The 25,086-nt window shown below is 56.3% G+C and carries 25 protein-coding genes; 9 read left to right on the top strand and 16 right to left on the bottom strand.

From position 1 onward, the window contains the following. The first annotated feature begins 74 nt into the window (after positions 1 to 74). From LOC22_RS11960 to ghrB, 5 genes are all read left to right on the top strand, one after another. On the top strand, positions 75 to 1,091 hold the full coding sequence (locus LOC22_RS11960) for a LacI family DNA-binding transcriptional regulator (RefSeq protein ID WP_015569988.1): 1,017 nt from the start codon (positions 75 to 77) through the stop codon (positions 1,089 to 1,091). 102 nt (positions 1,092 to 1,193) lie between these two features. Next, positions 1,194 to 1,943 (top strand): sugar phosphate isomerase/epimerase family protein, encoded by a 750-nt coding sequence (locus LOC22_RS11955; protein ID WP_017383574.1) that lies wholly within the window; start codon positions 1,194 to 1,196, stop codon positions 1,941 to 1,943. 3 nt (positions 1,944 to 1,946) lie between these two features. After that, positions 1,947 to 2,885 (top strand): sugar kinase, encoded by a 939-nt coding sequence (locus LOC22_RS11950; protein ID WP_017383575.1) that lies wholly within the window; start codon positions 1,947 to 1,949, stop codon positions 2,883 to 2,885. A gap of 117 nt (positions 2,886 to 3,002) precedes the next feature. Beyond that, the gene (locus LOC22_RS11945) at positions 3,003 to 4,283 is read left to right on the top strand and encodes an MFS transporter (RefSeq protein WP_230238923.1); all 1,281 of its coding nucleotides are present in this window, start codon (positions 3,003 to 3,005) and stop codon (positions 4,281 to 4,283) included. Between the two features lie 27 nt (positions 4,284 to 4,310). Next, complete coding sequence (gene ghrB / locus LOC22_RS11940) at positions 4,311 to 5,285, top strand: glyoxylate/hydroxypyruvate reductase GhrB (protein WP_230238922.1); 975 nt, start codon at positions 4,311 to 4,313, stop codon at positions 5,283 to 5,285. A 58-nt stretch (positions 5,286 to 5,343) separates the two neighbouring features. On the opposite strand, the gene cspA is transcribed toward ghrB, so the two are convergent. Both cspA and LOC22_RS11930 read right to left on the bottom strand, forming a co-directional pair. Continuing rightward, positions 5,344 to 5,556, bottom strand: a complete 213-nt coding sequence (gene cspA, locus LOC22_RS11935; protein WP_003860775.1) for an RNA chaperone/antiterminator CspA — start codon at positions 5,554 to 5,556, stop codon at positions 5,344 to 5,346. 244 nt (positions 5,557 to 5,800) lie between these two features. After that, a complete protein-coding gene (locus LOC22_RS11930; protein ID WP_017383576.1) occupies positions 5,801 to 6,511 on the bottom strand; it encodes a DUF3053 domain-containing protein in 711 nt (236 codons plus the stop codon). Between the two features lie 330 nt (positions 6,512 to 6,841). Here LOC22_RS11930 and LOC22_RS11925 point away from each other — a divergent pair, with 330 nt between their 5' ends. Next, a complete protein-coding gene (locus LOC22_RS11925; RefSeq protein WP_003860776.1) occupies positions 6,842 to 7,129 on the top strand; it encodes an HTH-type transcriptional regulator in 288 nt (95 codons plus the stop codon). 38 nt (positions 7,130 to 7,167) lie between these two features. Here the strand turns inward: LOC22_RS11925 and LOC22_RS11920 are convergent, their stop codons facing one another. From LOC22_RS11920 to ubiD, 3 genes are all read right to left on the bottom strand, one after another. Beyond that, positions 7,168 to 8,787, bottom strand: coding sequence for an ABC-F family ATP-binding cassette domain-containing protein (locus tag LOC22_RS11920; RefSeq protein ID WP_230238921.1), 1,620 nt, complete (start codon positions 8,785 to 8,787; stop codon positions 7,168 to 7,170). A gap of 215 nt (positions 8,788 to 9,002) precedes the next feature. Further along, a complete protein-coding gene (fre, locus tag LOC22_RS11915) occupies positions 9,003 to 9,704 on the bottom strand; it encodes an NAD(P)H-flavin reductase (RefSeq protein WP_003860778.1) in 702 nt (233 codons plus the stop codon). 39 nt (positions 9,705 to 9,743) lie between these two features. Next, complete coding sequence (gene ubiD, locus LOC22_RS11910; protein ID WP_230238920.1) at positions 9,744 to 11,240, bottom strand: 4-hydroxy-3-polyprenylbenzoate decarboxylase; 1,497 nt, start codon at positions 11,238 to 11,240, stop codon at positions 9,744 to 9,746. 169 nt (positions 11,241 to 11,409) lie between these two features. Here ubiD and rfaH point away from each other — a divergent pair, with 169 nt between their 5' ends. Continuing rightward, positions 11,410 to 11,901 carry a transcription/translation regulatory transformer protein RfaH gene (rfaH, locus tag LOC22_RS11905; RefSeq protein ID WP_003860779.1) on the top strand — a complete coding sequence of 164 codons (492 nt, stop codon included), beginning with the start codon at positions 11,410 to 11,412 and terminating at the stop codon, positions 11,899 to 11,901. On the opposite strand, the gene tatD is transcribed toward rfaH, so the two are convergent. The 9 genes from tatD to udp all read right to left on the bottom strand — a co-directional run bounded on the left by tatD (position 11,898) and on the right by udp (position 19,807). Further along, on the bottom strand, positions 11,898 to 12,680 hold the full coding sequence (tatD, locus tag LOC22_RS11900) for a 3'-5' ssDNA/RNA exonuclease TatD (RefSeq protein WP_017694739.1): 783 nt from the start codon (positions 12,678 to 12,680) through the stop codon (positions 11,898 to 11,900). The two genes, rfaH and tatD, sit on opposite strands and share 4 nt — an antisense overlap. A 41-nt stretch (positions 12,681 to 12,721) precedes the next feature. Further along, positions 12,722 to 13,492, bottom strand: a complete 771-nt coding sequence (tatC, locus tag LOC22_RS11895; RefSeq protein WP_015569997.1) for a Sec-independent protein translocase subunit TatC — start codon at positions 13,490 to 13,492, stop codon at positions 12,722 to 12,724. Positions 13,493 to 13,494: 2 nt separating this feature from the next. After that, the gene (tatB, locus tag LOC22_RS11890; protein ID WP_003860783.1) at positions 13,495 to 14,037 is read right to left on the bottom strand and encodes a Sec-independent protein translocase protein TatB; all 543 of its coding nucleotides are present in this window, start codon (positions 14,035 to 14,037) and stop codon (positions 13,495 to 13,497) included. 3 nt (positions 14,038 to 14,040) lie between these two features. Continuing rightward, positions 14,041 to 14,295 (bottom strand): Sec-independent protein translocase subunit TatA, encoded by a 255-nt coding sequence (tatA, locus tag LOC22_RS11885; protein WP_003860787.1) that lies wholly within the window; start codon positions 14,293 to 14,295, stop codon positions 14,041 to 14,043. A 76-nt stretch (positions 14,296 to 14,371) separates the two neighbouring features. Beyond that, positions 14,372 to 16,012, bottom strand: a complete 1,641-nt coding sequence (gene ubiB / locus LOC22_RS11880) for a ubiquinone biosynthesis regulatory protein kinase UbiB (protein ID WP_015569998.1) — start codon at positions 16,010 to 16,012, stop codon at positions 14,372 to 14,374. Further along, complete coding sequence (gene ubiJ / locus LOC22_RS11875; RefSeq protein WP_003860788.1) at positions 16,009 to 16,614, bottom strand: ubiquinone biosynthesis protein UbiJ; 606 nt, start codon at positions 16,612 to 16,614, stop codon at positions 16,009 to 16,011. Before ubiJ ends, ubiB begins: the two co-directional genes overlap by 4 nt. A gap of 13 nt (positions 16,615 to 16,627) precedes the next feature. Then, a complete protein-coding gene (ubiE, locus tag LOC22_RS11870; RefSeq protein WP_003860790.1) occupies positions 16,628 to 17,383 on the bottom strand; it encodes a bifunctional demethylmenaquinone methyltransferase/2-methoxy-6-polyprenyl-1,4-benzoquinol methylase UbiE in 756 nt (251 codons plus the stop codon). A 66-nt stretch (positions 17,384 to 17,449) separates the two neighbouring features. Further along, positions 17,450 to 18,907 (bottom strand): DNA recombination protein RmuC, encoded by a 1,458-nt coding sequence (gene rmuC / locus LOC22_RS11865; RefSeq protein WP_017383581.1) that lies wholly within the window; start codon positions 18,905 to 18,907, stop codon positions 17,450 to 17,452. 138 nt (positions 18,908 to 19,045) lie between these two features. Then, positions 19,046 to 19,807 carry a uridine phosphorylase gene (gene udp, locus LOC22_RS11860; RefSeq protein ID WP_003860792.1) on the bottom strand — a complete coding sequence of 254 codons (762 nt, stop codon included), beginning with the start codon at positions 19,805 to 19,807 and terminating at the stop codon, positions 19,046 to 19,048. Positions 19,808 to 20,066: 259 nt separating this feature from the next. Between udp and LOC22_RS11855 the strand changes: the two genes are divergently transcribed. Further along, entirely contained in the window at positions 20,067 to 20,873 is an 807-nt protein-coding gene (locus tag LOC22_RS11855) for a dienelactone hydrolase family protein (protein ID WP_003860793.1), read from the top strand. 47 nt (positions 20,874 to 20,920) lie between these two features. On the opposite strand, the gene metE is transcribed toward LOC22_RS11855, so the two are convergent. Next, positions 20,921 to 23,182: a 5-methyltetrahydropteroyltriglutamate--homocysteine S-methyltransferase gene (gene metE, locus LOC22_RS11850; protein WP_230238919.1), complete on the bottom strand. Its 2,262-nt coding sequence runs from the start codon at positions 23,180 to 23,182 to the stop codon at positions 20,921 to 20,923. A 116-nt stretch (positions 23,183 to 23,298) separates the two neighbouring features. Here metE and metR point away from each other — a divergent pair, with 116 nt between their 5' ends. Next, a complete protein-coding gene (gene metR / locus LOC22_RS11845) occupies positions 23,299 to 24,252 on the top strand; it encodes an HTH-type transcriptional regulator MetR (RefSeq protein ID WP_015570000.1) in 954 nt (317 codons plus the stop codon). On the opposite strand, the gene LOC22_RS11840 is transcribed toward metR, so the two are convergent. Next, a complete protein-coding gene (locus LOC22_RS11840; protein ID WP_023295736.1) occupies positions 24,140 to 25,039 on the bottom strand; it encodes a carboxylate/amino acid/amine transporter in 900 nt (299 codons plus the stop codon). The two genes, metR and LOC22_RS11840, sit on opposite strands and share 113 nt — an antisense overlap. Positions 25,040 to 25,086: the final 47 nt, after the last annotated feature.

Raw genomic sequence — 25,086 nt, 5'->3', positions numbered from 1 at the left:
CGCCACCCGGCAAATTGCTTGATTCGCCAGATTTTCCCGCTAAGGTATTCTCATTAAATTCAGGGAAATCAGCGATGATCAAACCAACCCGGGCCACCATCAGCGACGTGGCGAAAGCCGCCAAAACCGGTAAAACCAGCATTTCACGCTACCTCAACGGCGAGAAACACCTGCTTTCCGATGCGCTGCTGGCACGAATCGAACAGGCCATTGCCGATCTCGACTACCGTCCCAGCCTGATGGCGCGCGGCCTCAAGCGGGGCCGCACCCGTCTGATTGGCCTCATCATCGCCGATATCACCAACCCCTACTCCGTAAACGTCCTCAGCGGCATCGAAGCGGCGTGCCGTGAGAAAGGCTTTACCCCGCTGGTCTGTAACACCAATAACGAGGTTGATCAGGAGCTGCATTACCTCGATCTGCTGCGCAGCTATCAGGTGGAAGGGATTGTGGTGAATGCCGTCGGGATGCGAGAAGAGGGGCTAAATCGTCTGCAACAATCGTCTCTGCCAATGGTGCTTATTGACCGAAAAATCCCGGAATTTGCCTGCGATGTGGTCGGGCTGGATAACACCCAGGCGGCCACCACCGCCACTGAGCACCTGATTGAACAGGGCTTCGAAGCCATTTTATTCCTGAGCGAACCGCTGGGCATGGTTAACACCCGCCGCGACCGCCTGGCTGCATTTCGTGCCACGCTGGCGCGATATCCCGGCGTGATCGCCGAGAATGCCGAAATCCCCCTGCATGAAGCCGGGCAGCTGGATAATACCCTGCGCCAGTTCCATACCCGCCATCGGGGTATGCGCAAGGCGGTGATCTCCGCGAACGGGGCGCTGACGCTTCAGGTTGCCCGCTCGCTTAAACGCATTGGCCTGCACTGGGGCAGCGACATCGGCTTACTCGGCTTTGATGAACTGGAGTGGGCAGAACTTGCTGGCGTAGGCATCACCACCCTCAAACAACCCACCTGGCAGATCGGCTATGCCGCGGTTGAACAAGTGGTTCGCCGCATTGAAGGCACCCGCGACGCCGTACGCGAGCAGGTTTTTTCCGGCGAGCTGATCGTTCGCGGCTCTACTGCCCGTTAATTCCCCCTTCGTGACAGCGATCATAAATTCAGTATCCCGATCTTTTCTTTGGAACCGGTTCCATCTAGCGTAATACTATCGATTACGCTCTGGAGTCAGGAAATGATCAGGAAAATTATGGTGGTCACCGCCGCGTATGGTGCGGATCAGGTGCGACAGGCAGGCGGTCAACGGGCAATGCTTCCCGTTATTGCCGGCGCGGGAGCTGATGGCGTTGAAATCCGCCGCGAGCTCTTCAGCAACGACGAGTTAATGGCCCTGCCTGCGCTCGGCGAGTCCATTGAACTGCTGGGTTTACTGGCGTGCTACTCCGCCCCGGCCCCCCTGTTTATGCCCGATGGCACCCTCAACACGGATCTCCCGCGCTACCTTAGCGAAGCCAGCGCCCTGAACGCGCTGTGGCTTAAAGTCTCGCTGGGTCATTTCAGCGACAAACAGCCGCTTGAAGCCCTGCGCGCACTGCTGGATGAAAGCGGCATGACGCTGGTGGTGGAAAACGACCAGACCGACTGCGGGCAGCTCGCGCCGATGCAGCGCTTCAAAGCCGCCTGCCGGGTAATGGCGCTGCCGGTCACGCTGACGTTCGATATGGGCAACTGGCTGTGGGTTGGCGACTCCCCGGAAGAGGCTGCACGTCAGCTGGCTCCCGCCGTGAGCTATATTCATGTGAAGGCCGCAGTCCCGCATAAGGCGCAGTTCCGCGCCGTCGCACCGGATCAGACCGATTCTCGCTGGCGGGATCTGCTTAATCAACTCCCTGCCGATGCGCCACGCGGTATCGAATTTCCGCTGGAAGGGACGGATCTCACCGCCGTCACCCGCCATTACGTCAACCTGCTGCGCGAGGAGTAAACCATGCACAAGACGCTGGATGTCATCACCATTGGCGAGGCCATGGCGATGTTTGTCGCCACCGAAACGGGCGAGCTGAGCGCAGTGGAGCACTTCATTAAACGCGTGGCAGGTGCCGAGCTGAATGTTGCTACCGGACTTGCGCGGCTGGGGCTGAATGTCGGCTGGGTAAGCCGCGTGGGAAATGACAGCTTTGGCCATTTTGTTCTCGACTCGCTGAAAAAAGAGGGCATTGATGCCGCAGGCGTGACCCTCGACGGACGCTTTGCGACGGGCTTTCAGCTGAAATCTAAAGTTGAAAATGGAACCGATCCCATCGTGGAGTATTTCCGCAAAGGCTCAGCGGCAAGCCATCTCTCCGTGGATGATTATCACGCCGCGTATTTCTCCTCCGCGCGCCACCTGCACCTGAGCGGCGTGGCGGCGGCGCTCTCGGCCAGCTCGTACGATTTACTGGATCACGCGGCTTCGGCAATGAAAGCACAGGGCAAAACGATCTCTTTCGATCCTAACCTGCGCCCGGTGCTGTGGAAAAGCGAAGCGGAGATGGCTGAGAAACTCAACCGACTGGCGTTTCAGGCGGACTGGGTTCTGCCTGGCATAAAAGAGGGAATGATCCTCACTGGCGAAAGTACGCCCGAAGGCATTGCTGATTTTTACCTCAACAGAGGGGTAAAAGCCGTGGTGCTGAAAACCGGTGCCGACGGCGCATGGTTCAAAACTGCCGACGGCGAGCAAGGCGCCGTCGCTGCGGTAAAAGTCGACAACGTGGTCGATACCGTGGGCGCGGGCGATGGGTTTGCCGTCGGGGTCATCAGCGCTCTGCTGGAGGGCAAACCGCTGTCGCAGGCCGTGGCGCGAGGCAACAAAATTGGTTCGCTGGCGATTCAGGTGCAGGGCGACAGCGAAGGATTACCAACACGAGCAGAGCTCGGCGTCTAAATTCCCTCTCCCTGTGGGAGAGGGCCAGGGTGAGGGCAGCAATCCGCACCAGATAATTAAGCCACCGTGTACCCTACAGACAACGGCGGCAACAACCTCAACAACAGAGGCAAGCCTATGAACAGTTCGACCAATGCAGTAAAACGCTGGTGGTACATCATGCCAATCGTGTTTATCACGTACAGCCTGGCGTACCTGGATCGTGCCAACTTCAGTTTCGCATCCGCCGCCGGGATCAACGAAGACCTCGGGATTACCAAAGGGGTCTCCTCCCTGCTGGGTGCCCTCTTCTTCCTGGGTTATTTCTTCTTCCAGATCCCCGGCGCGATTTACGCTGAACGCCGCAGCGTGCGAAAGCTCATTTTCATCTGCCTGATCTTGTGGGGTGCCTGTGCTTCGCTTACTGGCGTGGTGAATAACATACCTGCTCTGGCGGCCATTCGCTTTATTCTCGGCGTGGTTGAGGCGGCCGTCATGCCAGCAATGCTGATTTACATCAGCAACTGGTTCACAAAATCGGAGCGTTCACGTGCTAATACGTTCCTGATACTCGGTAACCCGGTCACCGTGCTGTGGATGTCGGTGGTTTCCGGCTATCTGATCCAGTCCTTCGGCTGGCGCGAGATGTTCATCATCGAAGGGGTTCCCGCGATTATCTGGGCCTTCTGCTGGTGGGTGCTGGTGAAAGATAAGCCAGCCCAGGCGAAATGGCTTTATGAGGACGAAAAAGCCGCGCTCCAGGCACAGCTGGATAAAGAGCAGCAGGGGCTGAAAGCGGTGCGTAACTACGGCGAAGCCTTCCGCTCACGGAACGTTATTCTGCTGTGCGCACAATACTTTACCTGGAGTATTGGCGTGTACGGCTTTGTGCTGTGGCTGCCGTCGATTATCCGCAGCGGCGGTGAAAACCTTGGCATGGTGGAAGTGGGCTGGCTGTCATCCGTGCCTTACCTGGCTGCGACCATCGCGATGATTATCGTCTCCTGGGCATCGGACAAGCTGCAAAACCGTAAGCTGTTCGTCTGGCCGCTGCTGCTGATCGCTGCTTTTGCCTTTATTGGCTCCTGGGCCGTAGGCGCAAACCACTTCTGGGTCTCGTACACTCTGCTGGTGATTGCGGGTGCGGCCATGTATGCCCCGTATGGTCCGTTCTTTGCCATCATCCCGGAAATGCTGCCGCGTAACGTCGCAGGGGGCGCGATGGCGTTGATCAACAGTATGGGTGCGCTGGGTTCGTTCTTTGGCTCGTGGTTTGTGGGCTATCTGAACGGCGCCACCGGCAGCCCGTCGGCCTCTTACATCTTTATGGGGGTGGCGCTTTTTGCCTCGGTATGGCTTACTCTGATCGTTAAGCCTGCTAATAATCAACAGCTACCCGTCGGCGCACGCCACGCCTGAATCCTTTTAAAATCAACGGAGATTAGCATGAAGCCGTCCGTCATTTTGTACAAAGCACTGCCTGAAGATCTGCAAAAACGCCTGGAGGAACACTCTACCGTTACCCGGGTCAAGAACCTCAGCCCGGAAACCGTGGCACAGCACGCCGACGCGTTTGCCAGCGCCGAGGGCCTGCTGGGTTCGAGCGAAAAGGTGGATGCAGCGCTGCTGGAGAAAATGCCGAAGCTTCGTGCTACCTCAACCGTTTCGGTGGGATACGACAATTTCGACGTGGATGCGCTAAACGCGCGTAACATCCTGCTGATGCACACGCCGCATGCCCTGACGGAGACCGTCGCCGACACCCTGATGGCGCTGGTGCTCACCACCGCCCGTCGCGTGGTGGAAGTGGCCGAGCGCGTGAAAGCGGGCGAATGGACGAAAAGCATTGGCCCGGACTGGTTCGGCGTGGACGTTCATGGCAAAACGCTGGGGATTGTTGGGATGGGCCGTATCGGACTGGCGCTGGCACAGCGCGCGCATTTTGGCTTCAACATGCCCATCCTGTATAACGCACGCCGTCACCACAGTGAAGCTGAAGAACGTTTCAATGCCCGCTATTGCGAGCTTGATACGCTGTTGCGGGAAGCCGACTTTGTCTGCCTGATCCTGCCGCTGACGGATGAAACGCGTCATCTCATCGGCAAAGCGGCGTTTGAAAAGATGAAGAAATCGGCCATTTTCATCAACGCGGGTCGTGGTCCGGTGGTCGATGAGAAGGCGCTGATTGAGGCACTGCAAAACGGTGAGATCCACGCCGCCGGTCTGGACGTGTTTGAACAGGAGCCGCTGCCGGTGGATTCTCCGCTACTGACCATGCCGAACGTCGTCGCCCTGCCCCACATCGGCTCTGCCACTCATGAAACACGCTACAATATGGCGGCGACCGCCGTGGATAACCTGATTGCCGCGCTCGGCGGTAAAGTGGATAAAAACTGCGTTAACCCACAGATACAACAGTAGAAACGAAAAAACCCGCCAGAAGGCGGGTTTTTGAATTTTGTGCTACTGGGCTGGAAGCTTACAGGCTTACAACGTTACCAGCTGCTGGGCCTTTAGCGCCGCTTTCGATGGTGAAGGAAACTTTCTGACCTTCATCCAGAGATTTGTAGCCATCGTTCTGGATAGCAGAGAAGTGTACGAACACGTCTTTAGAGCCATCGTCAGGAGTGATGAAGCCGAAACCTTTATCAGCGTTGAACCATTTTACCAGACCAGTCATTTTAGCAGACATAGAAATTACCTTATTAACAAATATATTGTGCCTTCCGGCTTGATGGATTGCGTTACAGATTTTTAAGCGATGAAGGAAGGGTCACTACGAAGGGTATCTATGGATAACAATCTGGACTGCTTTACTAAACTGCTTTAGGTCTGTGTAACAAACCGACGGACATAGTTATACCGATGTGGTAGATGAATGACAAGCGTTATTTTCATCAAGCATAAAAAAAACCCCGCCGAAGCGGGGGTTTTTCTTATTCCGTAGCAGCGACCGCTGCGCTCCAGGCCTGGCTAAAGGCCTGGTGCTGGGACGCGAGCGGCCCGATCAGCGCATTGTACTGGCTCGCCTGCTGGGAGGTCGGGAACTGGATACCGTTAGAGACGAAGCTCACCTGCGTACCTTGTTCACTGATAAAGTCACCCACCTGAACCAGCTGCTGAGTAAAGACCTGCGCCGCCGGGATCAGCGGTTGCAAGGCGTTTGACGGCTTGGTCACGACTTTCTCATACACCTGGTCATAGACCGGTTTGAGATCCTCGCCCTGCTTCAACGCGGAACGCGACGCATCAGCCTGCATTTTGGCATTTTGCAGCTGCTGGCTCAGTACCCCAAGCGCGCCATTTGACTGGCGCAGCGGTTCGCGCTGGGTCATATAATCCTGTGGAACGCGAATAGCATTCACGCTATCCACTACCGGGCGAATACCGGAATCCATCGCCTGGCTTACCTGTTGTGAATAGCCATACAGAATGGCGTAATCCGACACGAATGGACCAAACTGTTTTTTCTGATCCGCAGTCAGCGTTGGTAAACGCTCGCCGCTACGCATCACTGTATTCTGTAGAAAATCGATAAACGCTTTGCGCTGATCGCCTTCTTTATCGAAACACCCACTCAGGCTAACAACCATCAACAACGCCGCAATAGGCGCAAACCAGCGAGAGCAGGACTTTCCTGTCGCCATTTTATTACTCCTTTCACCCAAAAAGCGCACACCGGCACACGCGTGCCCAACGCTGACAAGGATAGTCCAGGTCAGCCTTGCAAGATAGAGTTTTCATGCAAAACGGGTATTCCCGTTTTTGTACTGACTATTTACAAAAAAATACCTGTGCATCCCTACATATGACTAATCAGGTAATTAGCATAACTATCCATATAGCTGAAACGCGTAAAGCGATCGTTATCGCACAATTAATCACAGCCGTGACGATCCTGTGTCTGGTTTAGGGACTATTCTTAACAGGCTCTCTGATGTTCATGATCCCGATGTGTGATTTATGAGGAGTTCTCAATGGAATTAAAAGATCCTGAGTTTGAGCTGCTGAGCAGCCTGGAACAGATTATTTTTAAAGATGTACCGCCGACGGTTACCCTGAATCAAAAGTCCAATCCTTTTAGTGAATTTGAGCGTTTACGCAAAGGATCGGGCCTGAAAACAGATGAATTCGCAAGAGCGATGGGTGTCAGCGTAGCGATGGTGCTGGAGTGGGAGTCAAAACGTGAAAAACCTACCCCAGCCGAGCTAAAGCTGATGCGCCTGATCCAGGCAAACCCTGACCTTCGCAAGCAGTTAGCCTGATAAAGTTTGTTTGCCCCCGCCCTTGCGGGGGCTTGTGTTTACAGGCTTTCACATCGCCATCCCGTCTCTTCCCATACCAGTTCATGCGTCAGCTTCAGCCCTGCCAGAAAGGCTTCATCATGCGACACCACCAGCAGCGCGCCGGGGTAATCGGCTAAGGCCGCTTCAATGGCCTGAACAGAGGCCAGATCAAGATGGTTGGTCGGCTCATCCAGAAGCAACAGCTGCGTTGCCGCTTCACGCCACAATACGCAGGCCAGCGCGGCCTTCAGGCGCTCGCCGCCACTCAGTTCGGCCAGTGGGAGTGTCACTTTCTCTGCGCCCAGCTGAAGCTGCGCTAAACGGGTACGCAGCGCCCCCTCTTCGAGCGGCGTATTGCCCAGGCTAAGGTGCGTCATCACCGACTGCGACAGATCCAGCCGGGAAAGATGCTGATCGAGATAAGCACACCTGACGGAGACCTTACAGGTTCCCGTAACAGGGGCGGTTTCGCCCAACATCACTTTCAACAGCGTGGATTTTCCACAGCCGTTCGGCCCGCGTAGCGCCACGCGCATCGGGCCATCCATTCGCCAGTTTATCGGGCAGACAGGCACGTGCGGAAGCACCAGTTCTTCCAGCACCAGCACCTGTTTTCCTTCCGGGATTTCACTGCCCGGCAGGGTAAACATCACCGCGTTATCCTCTTCAACCCGCTCGCGTGCCTGGTTGACCGCAGCGTTCAGAGCATGATTTTGATCGCTATGCTGTTTTTTCCAGGAACCAATACGCTCTTTCGCCGCCCCTTTGTATTTGACCCGTTCAAACGAGGCGATGTTAAGGCTGTCGACCGTGCGAAGCGTTTTGGCTGAACGCCGCAGGCTGTCGTCATGCTCTTTATGCATACGGGCGCGGGTACGCTTGCGCTCGGTGGCAGCATGCTCCAGCGCGGCGCGGGCAGCCAGTTGCTCAGCATCACGCTGGGTTCGATAGTCAGCATAATTCCCCCCGTAGCTGCGCAAGCCCAACGCGCTCAGTTCAAGGATACGCGGTACCTGGGCCAGCAACTCACGGTCGTGAGAGGCCACCAGTACCCCGCCCTGATACCGGGAAAGCTGCTCGTAGAACCACACGCGGCCTTGCCTGTCGAGGTGGTTGGTCGGTTCGTCCAGCAGCAGGTAATCAGCATCTGCGGTGAATGCGCTGCACAGCAAAGCACGAATGCGCTCGCCGCCGCTCAGCTCTGCCGCGCGTTTATTCGGGTCAAAAGGGGGAAGTTTTGCAGCGATAAAAGCCTGGCTCAGCCGTTCAGCCAGATCCCAGTAACCGTCGAGCGTATCGAGATCGTCGGGTTCATAATGACCGCTGTCGATGCGCGTGCGCGCCGCAAAGATCGCGTCGTAACCAAGCAGTCCGGCAAGCGTGGTATCCGCAGAAATATCCTGCTGCTGCGCCACATAGACGTGTGTACCAAAGCGCTCAATATGACCGCTGGCGGGTTCATCAACCGCTGCCAGCAGCCGCAAAAGGCGTGTTTTACCGCTGCCGTTGCGGCCAACCAGCGCGCACACTGACGCATCCAGGGAAAGATTCAGTGGACCAAAAAGGATATCGCCCGTCGCAAACTGACAGGTGACCTGATGCAAAATAAAAGAGGGCGACTGCGCAAAATGAGCCATAAGCACTCCTGAATGAAATCAAAACATCCCCTGCCGACGCGGTGCGTTGAGCAAGGATCGAAATTCATCAGTCGTGTTTGTTCATTTTTGGGGGCGCTCCTGAGGGCGAAATTTAACGGGAACAAGAATAACGGCAATGCGCCGCCCATTTCAAGGTTAAATTTTCACCAGGCTATTGCCCGAGCGTAAAAAACCCGCCGAAGCGGGTCTCTCAATCAGATAAACGCAAACGCATCGCCAAACAGACGATCTTCCCGCGCGTCACGCTCGTTGCAGAACAGGTCGCGGGCAATTTTTGCCATTTCAAAGCGACCGGCAATATAGATGTCGTGCCCGGCCAGCGTCCCGTGATCCTGCAATACCGCAGTCAGCACCGTACCGCTGCGCCCGCGCCAGCCCTCTTCCGGCTGCTCGACAACCGGCTCAATGCGCAGGTTTGGATGATTTACGCTCAGCGCTTCCAGCTCAGACAGATCGTAAAGATGCTTCTCTTCACGGCCGCCCCAGTAGATGGTGATATCGCGATTCGGGTTGCGCGCCAGCGCGGTCAGCAGAATAGAGCGGACATAAGAGAAGCCCGTGCCACCGGCAATCAGGATCAGCGGACGGTCTTCGTCTTCACGCAGCCAGGCCTCGCCATGAGGAATATCGACCACGATTTCACGCTCTTTCAGGATGCGGTCCATCACGGCCATCGCGTACAGGTTAAGCTCAGACGCACCAATATGCAGCTCAATAAATTCCTTCTCTGCTGGCGTTGAGGCCATAGAGAAAGGACGCTTATCACGCTCGTCCATCACGACCATCAGGTACTGACCGGCACGGAATGAGAATGCCGCTTCAGGAACCAAACGGACGCGATATACGGTGTCGGTAATAGCATCTACCGACGTCACTTTACAGCTTAAGGTTGTCATTCGCTCTCTCTGTCGGGAAGTCTATAGGGCTAAACGGTCTTATTCTGCCTTACCGTTATTCATTATGGCCAGCTCGTCCCAGATCGCGTCAATTCGCGCGGTCACGGCAGGATCTTTTTCGATCGGGCGACCCCATTCACGGTCGGTTTCGCCAGGCCATTTATTCGTGGCATCCAGTCCCATTTTTGAGCCAAGTCCGGAAACCGGCGAGGCAAAGTCCAGATAATCAATCGGCGTGTTTTCCACTAACACCGTATCACGCGCCGGATCCATACGCGTGGTGATGGCCCAGATGACGTCATTCCAGTCGCGGGCATTGACGTCATCATCGCAGACAATCACAAACTTGGTATACATAAACTGGCGCAGGAAAGACCATACGCCCATCATCACGCGCTTAGCGTGACCGGCATACTGCTTCTTCATCGTCACCACCGCCAGGCGATACGAACACCCTTCCGGCGGCAGATAAAAATCAACGATTTCCGGGAACTGCTTTTGCAGGATCGGCACAAACACTTCGTTCAGCGCCACGCCAAGCACCGCCGGTTCGTCGGGTGGACGGCCGGTATAGGTGGAGTGATAGATGGCATCTTCACGCTGGGTAATGTGCGTGACGGTGAACACCGGGAAGTTATCCACTTCGTTGTAATAGCCGGTGTGGTCGCCGTACGGCCCTTCGGGCGCCAGCTCGCCCTGTTCAATGTAACCTTCCAGCACAATCTCTGCGCTGGCCGGCACTTCCAGGTCACTGGAGATGCACTTCACCACTTCGGTTTTGGTGCCGCGCAGCAGCCCTGCAAAGGCATATTCAGACAGCGTATCAGGAACAGGCGTCACCGCGCCCAGAATGGTTGCCGGATCGGCACCCAGCGCGACGGAAACCGGGAAGCGTTCGCCCGGATGGGCCGCGCACCACTCCTGGAAATCCAGCGCCCCGCCGCGATGGGACAACCAGCGCATGATGAGCTTGTTTTTGCCAATCAGCTGCTGGCGATAAATGCCGAGGTTTTGACGCTCTTTATGCGGCCCATGCGTCACGGTGAGGCCCCAGGTGATCAGCGGTGCGGCATCGTCAGGCCAGCACTGCATGATGGGAATTTTGGTCAGATCCACCGCATCGCCTTCCAGCACTTTTTGCTGGCACGGCGCACCGCGCAGGCGTTTGGTGGGCATGTTCAGCACCTGCTTAAACTGCGGCAGCTTGTCGAACAGGTCGCGGAACCCTTTTGGCGGCTCCGGCTCTTTAAGAAAGGCCAGCAGTTTGCCCACTTCACGTAACGCCGTGACATCTTCCTGTCCCATCCCCAGCGCCACGCGGCGAGGTGTGCCAAACAGGTTGCACAGCACCGGCATGGCGTAGCCTTTTGGGTTTTCAAACAGCAACGCCGGGCCGCCCGCGCGCAGGGTGCGGTCAGCGATTTCTGTCATTTCCAGATACGGATCAACAGGAAGCGTAATGCGTTTGAGTTCGCCCTGCTTTTCCAGCAGCGCCAGGAAGTCGCGTAGATCGTGGTATTTCATGCAGTTAATCATGGCCTCTCTGTAAGCGCTTCATTATACGGCGTAAGACCGCGTGATGCTGTAATTTTGTTAAATTAGCGTGAACTTCCACGACTTACTCTCTTTTTCGCCATTATAATCACCTTAGCGATCCCGCCAGGGTTTTGGTATGCTTGCGCCCCGAACAATGGGAAGAGTGATTATGCAGGCCTGGTATTTACTGTATTGCAAACGCGGGCAACTTCAGCGCGCGCAGGAACATCTTGAACGTCAGTCTGTTAACTGCCTGACACCCGTGATCACGCTTGAAAAAATGCAGCGTGGAAGACGCACGACCGTCAGTGAGCCTCTGTTCCCGAACTATCTGTTCGTCGAGTTCGACCCCGAAGTGATCCACACCACGACGATCAGCGCCACGCGCGGCGTCAGCCATTTTGTGCGTTTTGGCGCCCATCCGGCAAGAGTACCGTCATCGGTTATTCATCAGCTTTCTGTCTACCAGCAGCCTGAAGATATTACCGATCCGGAAACCCCTTATGCCGGCGACAGCGTGGTGATCACCGAAGGCGCCTTTGAAGGGTTACAGGCCATCTTCGCTGAGCCGGACGGTGAAGCGCGCTCCATGCTGCTGCTCAACCTGCTGAACAAAGAGGTGTTGCAGAGCGTTAAAAACACCGATTTCCGCAAAGTTTAGAACTGCACGCCGAACAGACGACGCACGTTATCATCGGTTTGTGCTGCCAGCCACTGGGCATCTTCTCCGCGCCAGTGCGCCACTCGCTCAGCAATATGCCCCAGGTAGGCCGGTTCATTACGTCGTGATGGCGGTTTGGGCTGCATATCCCGGGGCAACAGATACGGCGCATCCGTTTCCAGCAGCAAACGATCGGCCGGGATAACGGGTAACAGCTCACGCAGTTCCAGCCCACGACGCTCATCGCAGACCCAGCCCGTGATACCCAAATACAGCCCGCGGTTCAGGCAATCCAGCGCTTCCTGACGGGAGCCCGTAAAGCAGTGCAACACCGCGCCCGGCAGTTTCTCCAGCCAGGGTTCCAGTAGCGCCATAAAACGTTCATGCGCATCGCGACAGTGCATAAACACCGGCATCTCCAGCTCTGCTGCCAGCGCGAGCTGGGCGGTAAATGCCTTCTCCTGCTCTTCAGGCGTCGAGAAGTTACGGTTGAAATCAAGCCCGCATTCGCCAATGGCAACCACTTCTGGCGTTTGTGCCAGACGATGAAGCGCCTCAGCGCTTTCATGCGTCCACTGGCTGCTGTCATGAGGATGCACGCCTGCGGTGGACCAGCAGTGTTGATAGCGTTGCGCCAGCTGCCGTGCCTGCTCACTCTCATGCAGATTCGTTCCCGTCAGTAGCAGCCCACCCACGCCGGCGGCAAAGGCGCGCGCCACCACCTCATCGTGGTCTTTCGCAAACTGGGCGCTGGTGAGGTTAAGCCCGATATCAAACATACGTATCCCCATATGACAACCGCCCTGACGGGCGGTTGGTTTTATTCTTTAGTAGTCTCTTCAGACGGCTCGTCTTCTTCGTCCCGGGTACGCCCCTTTCCGACGTAGAAACGAGCGAAGAACACGCCGACTTCAAACAGGCAGTACATAGGTATCGCCAGTAAGGTTTGCGAGAAGACGTCCGGTGGCGTTAACAGCATACCTACGACAAATGCCCCCACCAGGATGTACGGGCGCTTCTTACGCAGATCGTCAGGCGTGGTCACCCCCACCCAGCAGAGCAGGACAATTGCTACGGGCACCTCGAAGGCGACACCAAAGGCCATAAACAGCGCCATCACGAAGCTGAGGTAGCTGGCGATGTCCGTCGACACCTGTACCCCTTCCGGTGCGGTATGCGTCAGGAAGCCGAAGGCCAGCGGGAAGACAACGAAGTAGGCGAACGCCATGCCGATATAAAACAGCAGCGAACTGGAAACCAGCAGCGGAATAACCAGCTTGCGTTCATGCTTGTACAGCGCGGGCGCCACAAATGCCCAGACCTGATACAGAATGACCGGCGCAGAGGCAATCAACGACACCCAGAAGGTCAGTTTGATCGGGGTAAAGAACGGTGAAGCAACGTCTGTTGCAATCATCGTCGCGCCCAGAGGCATCTGTTTAATCAGCGGCGCGGAAACCACCTGATAGATATCGTTGGCAAAATAGACCAGACATAAAAAAATGAGGAAAACCGCAATAATGCAGTTTAACAGGCGCTTACGCAGCTCAATGAGGTGCGTAATAAGCGGTTGAGTATCATCTACTGCCATGTTTACGCTTTATCACTCGACGAGGGGGATGATTCGGAAACGGGCGCGGCGGGTTTTACCTCAGCCGTTTTGACCACGGGCTCTTCCGGCGGCACCTGCTTTTTCACTTCGGGCTCCTGCGGCGATTGCTCTGGCGAAGCAGCCTGATGCTCCGCGCTGGAAGGCGTTACACCCTCGCGCTGCTCTTCGCTACCCTTCACCACCGGATTGTGGATGGTGTTTGCTTCATCGCTCGCCTTCTCAGGATCGTTAATACTGTAAGAACGCTTCATGGATTCAGCCGCTTCGCGCAACTCATCCATTGATGCTTTCAGCTCCGGCGTCAGGTTGTCCATACTCGCCTTTTCAACCTTTTTCAGGCTGTCCTGAAATTCCTGAAGCTTCAGCTCCTGCGCCAGTTCGTTCTGCACGGTAGTTGCCAGCGAGCGAAGCGCCCGCACCCAGCCCACGACGGTTTTCACCGCAACGGGTAAACGCTGCGGCCCCAACACAATCAGACCAATCACAAAGACCAGCAGTAACTCACCAAAACCAATGTCGAACACGAATTACACCTGCTCTTTATCGTGACGTTTAGCCTCTTCCTTTTTGGCTTCGTCCTGCTTATCGGCGATGGATTTAGCGGTAAAATCAGCATCCTGACTGGTTTTTTCCTGCTTATTCTCATCATCGCTCATGGCTTTCTTGAAGCCTTTGATTGACGCGCCCAGGTCGGAACCAATCGATCCGAGTTTTTTCGTGCCAAACAGCAGCACAACGATGACGGCAATGATCACTAACTGCCAGATACTGATACCACCCATGCGTGTTCCCCAGTGATAGATGATTAATTAGTCAGATCGCATTATACGTATGCAATCTCTCGATAGCGACGCTAATTCAGCGCGTTTTTCGCCAGCCAGCAAGCCAGACAACCACACCGGCAGCCATAATCCAGGCTGGCATCATTTCCCAGTCCGGACGATTGATCAACAGCAACGTGCCGCTTATCAGCAGCGTCGCGCCAATTCCGAAGAGATAGCGGGACTGCCCCTGACGCACGCGACTGGATTGAAGCTCGTGCGCGATTTTATCCATGCTGTGCTGAAGGTTCTTGCTCTGACGCAAACTGTCGTAAACCAGTTCAGGAATTTCAGGCATTTTTTCAATCCAGAACGGGCCTTTCTCTTTAAGCGAGCGAACCAGGGCTGGAATACCGACCTGATCCTTAATCCAGGATTCGAGGAACGGTTTCGCGGTTTTCCACAAGTCTAACTGAGGATAGAGCTGGCGGCCTACGCCCTCAACGTAAAGTAATGTTTTCTGAAGTAAAACTAATTGTGGCTGCACTTCCATATTGAAACGGCGTGCGGTGTTGAACAGGTTGAGCAGGACGTGTCCGAAAGAGATCTCCGAGAGCGGCTTTTCAAAAATCGGCTCACAGACGGTGCGGATCGCAAATTCAAACTCTTCCACGTTGGTATCTGGCGGAACCCAGCCTGAATCCACGTGCAGCTCGGCCACCTTACGGTAGTCGCGATTGAAGAAAGCGATAAAGTTCTCTGCGAGGTAGCGCTTATCCTCTTTATTCAGCGAGCCGACAATACCGCAGTCGATGCCGATGTATTTCGGATCTTCCGGGTGCTCATAGCTGACGAAAATGTTGCCCGGATGCATGTCTGCATGGAAGAAGCTGTCGCGGAAAACCTGAGTAAAGAAGACCTGCACGCCACGCTCGGCCAGCAGCTTCATGTTGGTGCCCTGCTTTTCCAGCGCAACAACATCCGAGACCGGAATACCGTAGATACGTTCCATCACCATCATGTTCTGACTGCAATAGTCAGAATAGACTTCAGGAACATACAGCATCGGGCTGTCTTCAAAGTTTCGACGCAGCTGAATGGCGTTCGCCGATTCACGCAGCAGGTTAAGCTCGTCAATCAGCGTTTTTTCGTATTCCCGAACCACTTCCAGCGGACGCAGACGGCGACCATCCGGCAACAGACGCGGCACCCAGCGAGCCAGGCGATAAATCAGCTTCATGTCTGCTTTGATAACCGGCAGGATATCCGGACGAATCACTTTGATGACCACCTCTTTGCCATTTTCCTTCAGGCGCGCGGTGTGAACCTGCGCAATAGAGGCAGAGGCCAGGGGCTGAATATCGAAATCATCAAACCAGGTCTCGATGGGGATATTGCCCATCGCTTCTTCGATTTGTTTCTTCGCTCTCTCTCCGTCAAACGGAGCAACGCGGTCCTGCAATAGCGCGAGCTGATCGGCAATCTGCGGTGGGAAAAGGTCGCGACGTGTTGAGAGCATCTGCCCAAACTTGATCCAGACCGGGCCCAGCTCCTGTAACGCAAGACGCAGGCGTGCGCCCAGCTCCTGATCCTTATGGCGATTCGGCATCCAGAACAGCGTGCGACGCCAAAGCCGAAGCGGCAGGGTGATACGCATTCTGGGGATAAGCTCGTCGAGCCCGTAGCTCAAAAAGGTGCGAACGATAAAATAGAGGCGCCGAATTTCACCAGGCGTCATTTGCCCTCCAGTTTTTCCAGCCGTTTGGTTAACGCATCAACTGCGCGCTCAACTGCCGCGGTCTCTTCTGCAAACCAGGCGACTTCTAAAGGCCCCGGCGCCATACGCCACTCTTCGGTCAGCACCTCGGCAGCGTAGCGCTGTTGACGGAGCAGACCTTTACGAAGGAAAGCGGAACCCGTGCGCAGCGTTTTGCTTATACCTTCAGCCGCGATGTCGCCGATATAGGGCGCCAGCAGTTCCGCCGGGTCGAATTCAGCCTGATCGCTGAGTGCAACGAAGTTCTGTACCACCTGAATATCGCCCTCGACCTCCAGCTCACCGCTGCGAATAAGCGCCGTCATCTGCTGACGGTCACGCAGTTTTGGCAATACGCTCATGTGCGTAATCACCGAGCAGTCCGCCTCGCCTTCCCACTCCCCCAGAACGTCAAGCTGGCGTTCGCTGAAGACCAGCACAAGCGGCGTCGAGAACTCCTTTAAAACGATGCGCAGCACCTTTCCGTTAAGCCGCTGACGTGCGGTTTTCAGCGCCGGAGCGCGATACAGAAAGGCATTCAGCACATTCTCGATGCCAGCGGTGACTAAGGGTTTAATGGGCACGGGAAACCTCCACTCAGAACTTGTAACCACGATGCAGCGCGACGACACCCGCCGTCATATTGAAGTATTCCACGTTTTCAAACTCCGCATCCTGCATCATCGCTTTCAGCGTGTCCTGATCCGGGTGCATTCGGATGGACTCGGCCAGATAACGGTAACTTTCTGCATCGTTTGCCACCAGCTCGCCGATGCGCGGCAGAACGTGGAAGGAATAGGCATCGTAAGCTTTGCTCAGCGGGTCGATAATCGGTTTAGAAAACTCGAGTACCAGCAGTCGACCGCCCGGCTTAAGCACGCGGTACATGGAGCGCAGCGCTTTATCTTTATCGGTCACGTTACGCAGACCGAAAGAGATGGTGATGCAGTCGAACGTATTATCCGGGAACGGCAGCGCTTCGGCGTTGGCCTGAACATATTCAACGTTGCCTACCACGCCGATATTACGCAGCTTTTCGCGTCCCATTTTCAGCATGGAGTCGTTGATATCCGCCAGCACCACGCGGCCGGTTTCGCCAACCAGACGGGAGAATTTAGCGGTCAGATCCCCTGTGCCTCCGGCTAAATCCAGCACCGTTTGTCCACGGCGCACGCCGCTGCAATCAATAGTGAAGCGCTTCCACAAGCGATGAATGCCAAATGACATCAAATCATTCATCACATCGTACTTCGCCGCCACGGAATGAAATACGTGGGCCACCATGTCAGCTTTCTGCGCTTTGGCGACAGTCTGAAAGCCAAAGTGCGTTGTGTCTTGTGAATCGTCAACCATCTCAGAGCCTGCTAATCAGTCAAATGTTCGTGAAGTGTAACAGATTGGGCGCATTTGCCCTACGTTTCAACCACCGTGAAAGAAACGCGCCGGCTGCGCTTCGGGGGATAAACTCGCCGCTAAATCGTTGTCTTCATTGCGGCTATTTTGCTTACCGTCGCCTTCACGCAGACGAAACTCTTCGTCCTGAGCGGTAGCCTGCTCCACCAGTTCCGGATTAATCTCGCGTTTAACTTCCACCCCCAGGCTGCGAAACGCCTCCGCCTGCGCCAGCAAATTGCCACGCCCGGAGGAGAGTTTTTTCATCGCCTGGCGGTAGTTATCCTGCGCGCGATCCAGGCTTTGCCCCACCGAGGACATATCGTCCACAAACAGCCGCATTTTGTCGTACAGCTTGCTGGCGCGATCGGCAATCTGCTGCGCGTTACGGCTTTGGTGCTCATAGCGCCACAGGTTGGCAATGGTACGTAACGCCACCAGTAGCGTGGTGGGGCTGACCAGCATAATGTTATTTTTCAGCGCTTCGGTGATCAGTTCGGGCTGTCTGTCGAGCGCCAGCAGGAACGCAGGCTCGACCGGAATGAACATCAGCACATAATCCAGCGATCGCAGCCCCGGCAGCTGCTGATAATCTTTTCGGCCCAACAGACGGATATGGTTACGCACGGAGGCGATGTGCTCCTGCAACGCTGTTTCGCGGGTGTAGTCATCCTCAGCGTTGAAGTAGCGCTCATAGGCCACCAGCGTCATTTTGGCGTCGATAACCACATCTTTGCCCTGTGGCAGACGAACAATGACATCCGGCTGCATCCGCGAGCGCGCATCGTTCTCAATGCTGACCTGCGTTTCGTATTCGTATCCTTCGCGCAGGCCAGAGGCCTCCAGCACGCGCGTCATGACCACTTCGCCCCAGTTTCCCTGCGCTTTGTTATCACCTTTCAGTGCGCGCGTCAGGTTAACCGCCTCCTGCGCCATCTGCGCATTCAGCTGCTGGAGATTACGAATTTCATGCGCCAGCGTGTGGCGTTCGCGGGCTTCCTGACCAAAGCTGTCCTGTACCTGACGGCGAAAGCCATCCAGCTGTTCACGCAGCGGCGTCAGCAGGCTGTTCAGGCTCTGGCGGTTCTGCTCATCCACGCGGCGATTGCTGTGCTCAAAAATGCGGTTCGCGAGGTTCTCAAACTGCTCGCTAAGACGCTGCTCGCTGTTGATCATCTGACGGATTTTGTCTTCGGCGTGCAGTTGGGTGGACTCAAGACGGGTGGTCACTTCACGGAGATCGGCCTCCAGCGAGGTATTGATATCACGCAGATTGCGCAGTTCGTTATTGAGCAGTTCGCATTCGTCGCGCCAGTGGTCACTCAGCGCAAGCTGTTGTTTCGTCGCGCTAAGTTCAGCGACGATCTCTTCGCGCTCTGCCAGTTGTTCGGCTTTCTGCTGCGCATGCTGGTAGCCGGAAATGAGCCAGCCAATCCCCACGCTCACCAGCGCAATCACTGCATAAATCAGGATTGAGATATCCACAATGCCCCCTGCATCAACGTATTACCGCACAAAATAGAATTGTGCTGTATGAACGTCCAGTTTGAAAGGGTTTTCCTGCGAGGCGTTACGCAAAAAGAAAAGGCCGAGCATGTCGGCCTTTCAGCACTGAAGAGAGAATTAGATCAGGCGGCGCGCCGCTTCAACCACGATTTTCACCGCATGGCTTTCAGTCTGCTTCATGGTTTCAGCGTTCGGGATCTCCTGCTGGGTACGGTTGACGATAACGCCCGCCACCATACCGGCACGCAGACCCTGGCTTGCGCACATGGTCAGCAGCGTCGCAGATTCCATTTCGTAGTTCATGACGCCCATCGACTGCCACTCTTCCATGGAGCCTTTGAAACGGCTCACCACGCGACCAGAGAAGGTGTCGTAACGCTCCTGGCCCGGGTAGAAGGTATCGGAAGAGGCAGTTACGCCCACGTGGGTGGTGGCGCCCACGGACTTCGCGGCTTCAACCAGCGCGGTGGTGCATTCGAAATCGGCCACTGCCGGGAATTCCATCGGTGCAAAGTGCAGGCTTGCCCCGTCCAGACGCACGGATGCGGTGGTAACCAGCACGTCGCCCACGTTGATGTGCGGCTGAATGGCGCCTGTGGTGCCGATGCGCAGGAAAGTACGAATGCCCAGCTGCGCCAGCTCTTCAACGGCGATAGAGGTAGACGGGCCACCAATACCGGTAGAGCACACGATCACCGCTTTACCGTCCAGCTCTGCGCGCCAGGTGGTGAATTCGCGATGCGCTGCCAGCTTAACCGGCTTATCCATCAGCGCGGCGATCTTTTCCACACGCTCAGGATCGCCAGGGACGATAGCAAGCGTAGCCCCTTGTAAATCGTTTTTAGTGAGGCCGAGATGAAAAACATCAGACTTAGACATAGGTGACTCCTCTGTGGGTCGGTTTGTCAGAAGAAGTAAAACGGTACTTTACAGAAGCAATGTGCATTATTTCGTGACACATCTCACCATGAATGAAAATGATTGCAGTTAATTTCCATAAAATAGTGATTCACATCACATTAACAAGTTATATCGCCGGGCGCTGCACAAAAGATAGACGCTATAAGGCACTGTGGGTTGTTAACCTGGTGTCTATATTTATCTTTGCGCTAATCCATTCATTGGTACGGAGAATGCCATGACTGAAAAAACCGGTTTTGCACCTGCTGCGGCCCCGCACGCTTCAACCATCGTCTCAACCCCTGAAGAAGCCATTACCGCAGGCGAGACCTCCATTCCCTCCCAGGGAGAGAACATGCCAGCGTACCACGCGCGGCCAAAATCTGCCGATGGCCCGCTGCCCATCGTGATCGTGGTGCAGGAAATATTTGGCGTTCATGAACATATTCGCGACCTCTGCCGCCGTCTGGCGCTGGAAGGTTACCTGGCCGTTGCGCCGGAACTCTACTTCCGTCAGGGCGATCCGAATGATTACAGCGACATCCCGACGCTGTTCAGCAACCTGGTCAGCAAAGTGCCGGACGCGCAGGTGCTGGCCGATCTCGACCACGTTGCCAGCTGGGCGGCGCGCAACGGTGGCGACCCGCACCGTCTGATGGTGACCGGCTTCTGCTGGGGCGGACGCATTAGCTGGCTGTATGCCGCGCACAATCCGCAGCTGAAAGCCGCTGTGGCCTGGTACGGTAAACTGGTGGGTGAAAAGACCCTGAACTCGCCGAAACATCCAGTTGATATCGCCACCGATTTAAATGCCCCGGTGCTAGGGCTGTATGGCGGCCAGGATACCGGCATTCCGCTTGATACCGTCGAGACCATGCGCCACGCGCTGCGGGCGGCAAACGCGAAGGCCGAAATCGTGGTGTACCCGGATGCGGGACACGCGTTTAATGCCGATTATCGTCCGAGCTATCACGCAGAATCGGCGAAAGATGGCTGGCAGAGAATGCTGGCGTGGTTCAGCCAGTACGGCGGGAAGAAAGCGTAATACAAAAAGCCCGGTGGCGGCTGCGCCAACCGGGCAATCCAGCACCACTACGCCTGACGCAAATTCTGCGCCGCCTGCACCATGTTCGCCAGCGCCGCGCGGGTTTCAGGCCAGCCGCGGGTTTTCAGGCCGCAGTCCGGGTTTACCCACAGGCGTTCCGCCGGAATGCGCTGGGCGGCTTTTCTCAGTAGCGATTCAATCCACTCCACGCTCGGCACGTTAGGAGAGTGAATGTCGTACACGCCCGGCCCGATTTCGTTCGGGTAGTCGAACTCTTCGAACGACTCCAGCAGCTCCATGTCTGAACGCGAGGTCTCGATGGTGATCACATCGGCGTCGAGCGCGGCAATGGCGTCCATGATGTCGTTAAATTCGCAGTAACACATGTGGGTGTGGATCTGCGTGTCGTCCTTCGCGACGGCCGCGTTGAGGCGGAACGCCTCCACGCCCCACGTCAGATAAGCATCCCAGTCGCTGCGACGCAGCGGCAAGCCTTCACGCAGCGCCGGTTCGTCGATCTGAATGATGCCAATCCCCGCCGCTTCCAGATCCGCCACTTCATCACGCAGCGCCAGGGCGATCTGTTTGGCGATGGTTTCCCGGGATACATCTTCACGCGGGAACGACCAGCAGAGAATGGTCACCGGCCCCGTAAGCATGCCTTTTACCGGTTTGTCGGTCAGAGACTGGGCATACTTCGCCCACTCCACGGTGATCGCTTCCGGGCGGCTGACGTCACCGATCACCACCGGCGGCTTCACGCAGCGGGAGCCGTAGCTTTGCACCCAGCCGTTCTGGGTAAAGACAAAGCCGTCCAGGTGTTCACCGAAGTATTCCACCATATCGTTACGCTCGGCCTCGCCGTGCACCAGCACGTCCAGACCCAGACGTTCCTGCTCGACGATCGCCTGTTTGATGTGCTCCGCAATGCCGGTGCGGTAGTGATTCGCATCCAGATTGCCCTTTTTGAAGTCCAGGCGCAGGCCGCGGATCTCGGTAGTCTGCGGGAAGGAGCCGATGGTTGTGGTCGGCCACGCGGGCAGGTTAAAGCGTGCACGCTGGGCTTCGGCGCGCACTTCATACGGGCTCTGGCGCTGGCTGTCCCGGGCAGTGATGGCTGCCAGACGTTTTTCCACCGCCGGGTTATGCACGCGCGTCGAGTGACGGCGCGCCTGGATCGGGGTGCTCCAGTCGGTAATCGCTGCCGTGTCGCCGCTGTTCAACGCGTCGCGCAGCAGAGCCAGCTCCTCACACTTTTGCAGGGCAAAGGCAAACCAGCTTTTCACCTCAGGGTCGAGTCGGGTCTCCACGCTCAGGTCGATCGGGCTGTGCAGCAGGGAACAGGAAGAGGCTACCCACAATTCACGTTTACCGACAATGTCCTTGATTTGTGCATATTTCCCGGTGAGATCGGCACGCCAGACGTTACGACCATTCACCAGACCGGCAGAGAGCAGCCACTCCGCAGGCAGACGCTTGTGCAACTCTGCCACATCGTCTTTGCCGTGAACGAGATCAACGTGCAGACCCTGAACCGGCAGCGCGGTGATGGTGTCGAGGTTCGGCGTTACGCCCTCGAAATAGGTGGTCAGCAGCAGCTTCACCTGGCCCGTGAGCGCGTCATACGCCGGTTTGAAGGCATCCAGCCACGCCTGCGGCAGCTCAAGCACCAGCGTCGGTTCATCGATTTGCACCCACTGAATACCGCGCTTACCCAGCTCAATCAGCACCTGCTTATAAACCGGCAGAATATCGTTCAGCAGGCTGAGGCGGTCGAACTGCTCACCTTTCACTTTGCCCAGCCACAGGTAGGTGACCGGCCCCAGCAGCACGGGTTTCACCTGGTGACCCAGCGCCAGCGCTTCGTCCACTTCATCCAGAAGCTGGGTCCAGGTCAGTTTGAACTGCTGGCCCTTAACGAACTCCGGCACCATATAGTGATAGTTAGTGTTAAACCACTTGGTCATTTCCGCCGCTGCCGCTGGCTCACCCGTTGGCGCGCGGCCACGGCCGATGCGGAACAGGGTATCGATATCCACCGATCCATCGTTGTTCTGATGACGAGCCGGCACGTTGCCAAGCAGCAGGCTGGTGGTCAGAACATGGTCGTACCAGGCGAAATCGCCCACCGGCAGCAGGTCTACGCCCGCCTGTTTTTGCTGATCCCAGTGACGCGCGCGCAGCTCGCGCCCCACCGCCAGCAGTTCTTCGCGGGTGGCGTTACCCGCCCAGTAGCTTTCTTGCGCTTTTTTCAGCTCGCGACGCAGACCAACGCGAGGGAAACCGAGAGTGTGAGTGCGGATTGTCATGGCATACCCCTTGTAGAAATTCGTTATTTAGACGTCCAGATGTTTACACTTCTATAATTGGCAGGTACTGTATATTCCTCAAGCGCAAAATGTTCATGGCGAAGTGAAGGACTTTCATGATCGAGATAAAACACCTGAAAACGCTACAAGCGTTGCGGAACTGCGGTTCTCTTGCGGCGGCAGCGGCCACGCTGCACCAGACTCAGTCTGCCCTTTCTCACCAGTTCAGCGATCTGGAACAACGCCTCGGCTTTCGTCTTTTTGTGCGTAAGAGCCAGCCTTTGCGCTTTACGCCGCAGGGCGAAATTTTGCTTCAGCTGGCGAACCAGGTGTTGCCGCAGATTGCCAGCGCGTTGCAGTCCTGCAACGAGCCGCAGCAGACCACTCTGCGCATCGCCATTGAGTGTCACAGCTGTATTCAGTGGCTGACCCCCGCGCTTGAGAACTTCCGCCAGAAGTGGCCGCAGGTGGAGATGGACTTCAAATCCGGCGTCACGTTTGATCCGCAGCCGTCGCTTCAGCAGGGTGAGCTGGATCTGGTGATGACCTCAGATATTCTGCCGCGCAGCGGTCTGCACTATTCGCCAATGTTTGATTTTGAGGTGCGTCTGGTGCTGGCCCCGGACCATCCGCTGGCCGCTAAAACGCGTATCACGCCGGAAGATCTGGCAACGGAGACGCTGCTGATTTACCCGGTACAGCGCAGTCGTCTGGATATCTGGCGCCATTTCCTGCAACCCGCGGGCATCAGCCCACAGCTGAAAAGCGTGGATAACACGCTGCTGTTAATTCAGATGGTGGCGGCCAGAATGGGGATTGCGGCGCTGCCGCACTGGGTGGTCGAGACGGTTGAACGCCAGGGTCTGGTGGTCACCAAAACCCTGGGTGAAGGACTGTGGAGCCGGCTGTACGCCGCCGTGCGCGACGGCGAGCAGCGTCAGCCGATTACGGAAGCGTTTATTCGCTCAGCGCGGAACCACGCGTGCGACCATCTTCCGTTTGTGCGGAGCGCGGAGCGACCCAGCGGCGATGTACCCACAGCGAAGCCAGGATCACCGTTCCCCCAATAAGGAAACTCGGCCAGTGCGGCTGCTCCTGCCAGATGGCGAGGTTCACCAGTAGCCCCGCCGGCACGTGCACATTGTTCATGATCCCCAGCGTCCCGGCGTCTACCTGCGTAGCGCCGTAGTTCCACATAAAATAGCCCAGCCCCGACGCCACCACGCCCAGCCAGACCAGAACGCTCCACTGCACGGAGGTAGTCGGCAGCTTTTGCGGATTGCCGAGCAGAAACCACGCCGCTACCGCGACAATCGCCGCGCCCATATAGAACCACGCAAACGCGTTATGCTGCGGCATCGGGCGGGTCTCCATCAGACGTTTGTAACCCACCATCCCGATGGCAAAGCTGATATTAGCGAGCTGGACGAACATCAGCCCGGTCCAGAAGTGATCGCTTACCTTGTCATAGCGAATAATCGCCGCGCCAATCACTGCCAGCGCAGCGCTCAGCAGATATCCCCAGCGCAGGCGGCGTCTGCTGAGCAAGTCGTAAATCAGCGTGATGTAGAGCGGCGTCAGCACGGTAAAGAGCAGAAATTCCGAGACGGACAGGTAAACGTAGGCCCGGAAGCTGAACAGGTACATGATGCCGAGCTGCATCGCGCCTACCAGCATGTACAGCAGAATAGTTTTTAGCGATTGCCCGCGGGTACGCAGGAACGGCAGGAACACCAGCGCCGCCAGCCCCACGCGCATCAGCACCGAGAAGTAGCTGTCGACCGATCCGGCAAGGTATTCGCCAATCAGACTAAAGGAGAAGGCCCACAGGATAGTGGTGATAATGAGTAGCGCCACAATGCTTGTCTCTCAGAAAGAAGGAAAGGCATTGTAGCGAACTCTTT

The organism is Enterobacter sp. AN-K1, assembly GCF_020971765.1.
Lineage (GTDB): Bacteria > Pseudomonadota > Gammaproteobacteria > Enterobacterales > Enterobacteriaceae > Enterobacter > Enterobacter hormaechei_C.
Note: the sequence above shows the minus strand (reverse complement) of the source record. Positions and strands in the feature narration are given on the sequence as shown.

Excerpts from the sequence above, each read along its gene's own strand:
- LOC22_RS11960 (WP_015569988.1), top strand. The coding sequence starts at position 75 with ATGATCAAACCAACCCGGGCCACCATCAGCGACGTGGCGAAAGCCGCC.
- LOC22_RS11955 (WP_017383574.1), top strand. The coding sequence starts at position 1,194 with ATGATCAGGAAAATTATGGTGGTCACCGCCGCGTATGGTGCGGATCAG.
- LOC22_RS11950 (WP_017383575.1), top strand. The coding sequence starts at position 1,947 with ATGCACAAGACGCTGGATGTCATCACCATTGGCGAGGCCATGGCGATG.
- LOC22_RS11945 (WP_230238923.1), top strand. The coding sequence starts at position 3,003 with ATGAACAGTTCGACCAATGCAGTAAAACGCTGGTGGTACATCATGCCA.
- ghrB (WP_230238922.1), top strand. The coding sequence starts at position 4,311 with ATGAAGCCGTCCGTCATTTTGTACAAAGCACTGCCTGAAGATCTGCAA.
- cspA (WP_003860775.1), bottom strand. The coding sequence starts at position 5,556 with ATGTCTGCTAAAATGACTGGTCTGGTAAAATGGTTCAACGCTGATAAA.
- LOC22_RS11930 (WP_017383576.1), bottom strand. The coding sequence starts at position 6,511 with ATGGCGACAGGAAAGTCCTGCTCTCGCTGGTTTGCGCCTATTGCGGCG.
- LOC22_RS11925 (WP_003860776.1), top strand. The coding sequence starts at position 6,842 with ATGGAATTAAAAGATCCTGAGTTTGAGCTGCTGAGCAGCCTGGAACAG.
- LOC22_RS11920 (WP_230238921.1), bottom strand. The coding sequence starts at position 8,787 with ATGGCTCATTTTGCGCAGTCGCCCTCTTTTATTTTGCATCAGGTCACC.
- fre (WP_003860778.1), bottom strand. The coding sequence starts at position 9,704 with ATGACAACCTTAAGCTGTAAAGTGACGTCGGTAGATGCTATTACCGAC.
- ubiD (WP_230238920.1), bottom strand. The coding sequence starts at position 11,240 with ATGATTAACTGCATGAAATACCACGATCTACGCGACTTCCTGGCGCTG.
- rfaH (WP_003860779.1), top strand. The coding sequence starts at position 11,410 with ATGCAGGCCTGGTATTTACTGTATTGCAAACGCGGGCAACTTCAGCGC.
- tatD (WP_017694739.1), bottom strand. The coding sequence starts at position 12,680 with ATGTTTGATATCGGGCTTAACCTCACCAGCGCCCAGTTTGCGAAAGAC.
- tatC (WP_015569997.1), bottom strand. The coding sequence starts at position 13,492 with ATGGCAGTAGATGATACTCAACCGCTTATTACGCACCTCATTGAGCTG.
- tatA (WP_003860787.1), bottom strand. The coding sequence starts at position 14,295 with ATGGGTGGTATCAGTATCTGGCAGTTAGTGATCATTGCCGTCATCGTT.
- ubiB (WP_015569998.1), bottom strand. The coding sequence starts at position 16,012 with ATGACGCCTGGTGAAATTCGGCGCCTCTATTTTATCGTTCGCACCTTT.
- ubiE (WP_003860790.1), bottom strand. The coding sequence starts at position 17,383 with ATGGTTGACGATTCACAAGACACAACGCACTTTGGCTTTCAGACTGTC.
- udp (WP_003860792.1), bottom strand. The coding sequence starts at position 19,807 with ATGTCTAAGTCTGATGTTTTTCATCTCGGCCTCACTAAAAACGATTTA.
- LOC22_RS11855 (WP_003860793.1), top strand. The coding sequence starts at position 20,067 with ATGACTGAAAAAACCGGTTTTGCACCTGCTGCGGCCCCGCACGCTTCA.
- metE (WP_230238919.1), bottom strand. The coding sequence starts at position 23,182 with ATGACAATCCGCACTCACACTCTCGGTTTCCCTCGCGTTGGTCTGCGT.
- metR (WP_015570000.1), top strand. The coding sequence starts at position 23,299 with ATGATCGAGATAAAACACCTGAAAACGCTACAAGCGTTGCGGAACTGC.